Below are 2,854 nucleotides of genomic sequence, written 5' to 3'. Positions count from 1 at the left end.
ATCGAGCCCGAGGGCCCGATCGAGACCGAGGCCGCTCGACGCCTCGCCGAAGACCTCAAGGACCAGAAGTAGTCAGCCGGTTACCCAACACCCTCTCAGCCGGTGGCGCTGGCAGCCGGGCGCGCGGGCGGGCGGGCGTGCCGCGTCGCAGTGACGTCCGCCGCACGCCGGCGGTGCGGTGCGCGGTCGGCCGGGCAGGTCCCACCGCGCCGGGCCGGGGCGCCGGGGTGGGCGGTAGCCTGAGCACTTCCCCTCGACACCGGGCCCGGCCAGCGACGCAGGTCCGCGGCGCCGGGCCGCAGAACTGCGCGCACGGCACCGTGCCGCCGACGAGCCTGAGGAGGCCACCGTGTCCGCCTCTCGCGGAACCCAGCGGAGCGACCCCGCCACCGACCGGCTCGCCGGCTGGATCCGGCCGGTCGTCACCGAGGCGGGGTACGACCTCGAGGAGCTGGTCGTCACCCCCGCCGGCCGGCGCAGCGTCGTCCGCGTGGTCGTCGACCGCGACGCGGGCATCACCCTCGACGACATCGCCGACGTCAGCCGCGCGGTCTCCGACGCGCTGGACCGCAACGACGACGGCATGGGCCGCACCCCCTACGTGCTCGAGGTGACCAGCCCAGGGGTCGACCGCCCGCTGACCGAGCCGCGCCACTGGCGCCGGAACACCGGGCGGCTGGTGGAGGTGGCCGCCGGCCCGGCCGGGGCCGCCGAGCAGCTCACCGGGCGGATCACCGCGGTGGACGGCGACGGCGTGACGCTGGCCGTCGAGGCGAAGGGCAAGCCGGGCGCGAAGAAGCGCCCCCCGCAGCCCCGCCGGGTGCCCTGGGCCGAGCTCGGGGCCGGGCGGGTGCAGGTCGAGTTCGGCCGGGCCGACGACCTCCAGGACAGCACGGACGACACCGCGGACGACACCGCGGAGCACGACGCCGCCGAGCACGAGGACCTGGACCAGGCCGGGCTCGCGGACGACGACGGAGGAGAGAAGTGAACATCGACGTCACCGCGCTGAAGGCGGTGGAGCGGGAGAAGGGCATCCCGGTCGACACGGTCATCGAGGCGCTCGAGACCGCCCTGGTCACCGCCTACCGGCACGCCGACGGCGCGGCCAAGCACGTGCGCGTGCACGTGGACCGCAAGAGCGGTGAGGTCGCCGTGCTCGCCCAGGAACTGGGCCCCGACGGCGAGGTCGTCCGCGAGTGGGACGACACCCCGTCGGACTTCGGCCGGATCGCCGCCAGCACGGCCAAGCAGGTCATCGTGCAGCGGCTGCGCGACGCCGAGCACGAGCAGACCTTCGGCGAGTACGCCGGCAAGGAAGGCGACATCGTCAGCGGCATCGTCCAGGCCGACCAGCGCCGCAACGCCAGCGGCATCGTGATGATCGACATCGGCAAGGTCGAGGCGGTGCTGCCCGCCGCCGAGCAGGTGCCGGGCGAGTCCTACCCCCACGGCAGCCGGCTGAAGGCCTACGTCGTCACCGTCTCCCGCACCTACCGCGGGCCTCAGGTCACGGTCTCGCGCACCCACCCCAACCTCGTGCGCAAGCTCTTCGCGCTCGAGGTGCCCGAGATCGCCGACGGCAGCGTCGAGATAGTCGCCGTCGCCCGCGAGGCGGGGCACCGGTCGAAGATCGCCGTGCGCACGTCCGTGCCCGGGCTGAACGCCAAGGGCGCCTGCATCGGGCCGATGGGCCAGCGCGTCCGCAACGTCATGAGCGAGCTGCACGGCGAGAAGATCGACATCGTGGACTGGTCGGCCGACCCGGCGTCCTTCGTCGCTTCCGCGCTCAGCCCGGCCCGGGTGTCCAGCGCCGAGCTGGTCGATCCGCAGGCCAAGGCCGTGCGCGTGGTGGTGCCCGACTACCAGCTGTCGCTGGCGATCGGCAAGGAGGGGCAGAACGCCCGCCTGGCCGCGCGGCTGACCGGCTGCCGGATCGACATCCGCAGCGACGCCCAGGACGACGAGGCCGGCGCGACTCCCTCACCGGGGGTGGGCCGCCCGCCGCTGCGCTCGGGCCTGCCGCCCTCCGCGGGCGGGTCGCGCGCCGGCGCCCCGGGGGGTCGCGGGCAGGCTCCCGCGGGCGGTCCGCGATCGGCTCCCCGGCGCGCGGAACAACGCGGACCGGCCACGCGCTAGAGTTGCGGATGGCCGAGACGTCGAATCCGGTCCGCACCTGCGTGGGGTGCCGGGCGCGCGCTTCGGTCGACGACCTGCTGCGTGTCGTCGTCGTGGCCGGGGACGTGGTCCCCGATCCGCGGCGGCGCCTCCCCGGCCGAGGTGCCTCGCTGCACCCGACGGCGGAGTGCCTGCGCGCAGCGGAGCGACGCCGGGCCTTCCCGCGGGCGCTGCGCACCAGCGCCCCGGTGGAGGTCGGTCCGCTCCGGGCCCACGTCCTGGGTGCCTCTCCGGAGGCCGCCGGGAACGGGCCGGGAGAGGGCAGCAGCACTACCCAGTCGGGCCGGCACCAGGCCGGTCCGCACGTCGACAGGACACCGTCGGATGACTCAGCCGTGAAGTTCTCACGATGACCATGCGCCACTGACGACGAGGTCGAGCGGGCAAGCCGCCGGCCTCACGAAGAGGAGACCCGTGCCAGGCAAAGCCCGCGTACACGAACTCGCCAAGGAGTTCGGTGTCGACAGCAAGACCGTGCTCGCCAAGCTCAAGGAGCAGGGCGAGTTCGTGAAGTCCGCGTCCTCCACCGTCGAGGCCCCCGTGGCCCGGCGGCTGCGCGAGGCGCTCGGCGCCGCCACCGGTGGCGGTGACGGGGCGGCTGCCCCGCGCCCGAGCGCTCCCGCGCCTCGCCCGGCGGCCCCCGCGCCGCAGGCGACCCCGCGGGCCCCCGCGGCCC

The 2,854-nt window shown here is 75.3% G+C and carries 4 protein-coding genes; all 4 read left to right on the top strand.

Annotated features, from left to right (window positions below; genetic code table 11):
• Nucleotides 1–349 precede the first annotated feature (349 nt).
• Nucleotides 350–991, top strand: coding sequence for a ribosome maturation factor RimP (rimP, locus tag E9529_RS21270; RefSeq protein WP_236833254.1), 642 nt, complete (start codon nt 350–352; stop codon nt 989–991).
• The gene (gene nusA / locus E9529_RS21265) at nt 988–2,139 is read left to right on the top strand and encodes a transcription termination factor NusA (RefSeq protein ID WP_236833253.1); all 1,152 of its coding nucleotides are present in this window, start codon (nt 988–990) and stop codon (nt 2,137–2,139) included. Before rimP ends, nusA begins: the two co-directional genes overlap by 4 nt.
• Nucleotides 2,140–2,147: 8 nt before the next feature.
• The gene (locus E9529_RS21260; protein ID WP_236833252.1) at nt 2,148–2,531 is read left to right on the top strand and encodes a YlxR family protein; all 384 of its coding nucleotides are present in this window, start codon (nt 2,148–2,150) and stop codon (nt 2,529–2,531) included.
• 61 nt (nt 2,532–2,592) lie between these two features.
• On the top strand, nt 2,593–2,854 hold a 262-nt coding region (locus tag E9529_RS21255), incomplete at its 3' end, for a translation initiation factor IF-2 N-terminal domain-containing protein (RefSeq protein ID WP_236833251.1).

Origin of the sequence: Blastococcus sp. KM273128 (assembly GCF_021698975.1) — a bacterium.
GTDB lineage: Bacteria > Actinomycetota > Actinomycetes > Mycobacteriales > Geodermatophilaceae > Blastococcus.
The sequence above is the reverse complement of the archived record's forward strand: the minus strand, read 5'-3'. Positions and strand labels throughout refer to the sequence as shown.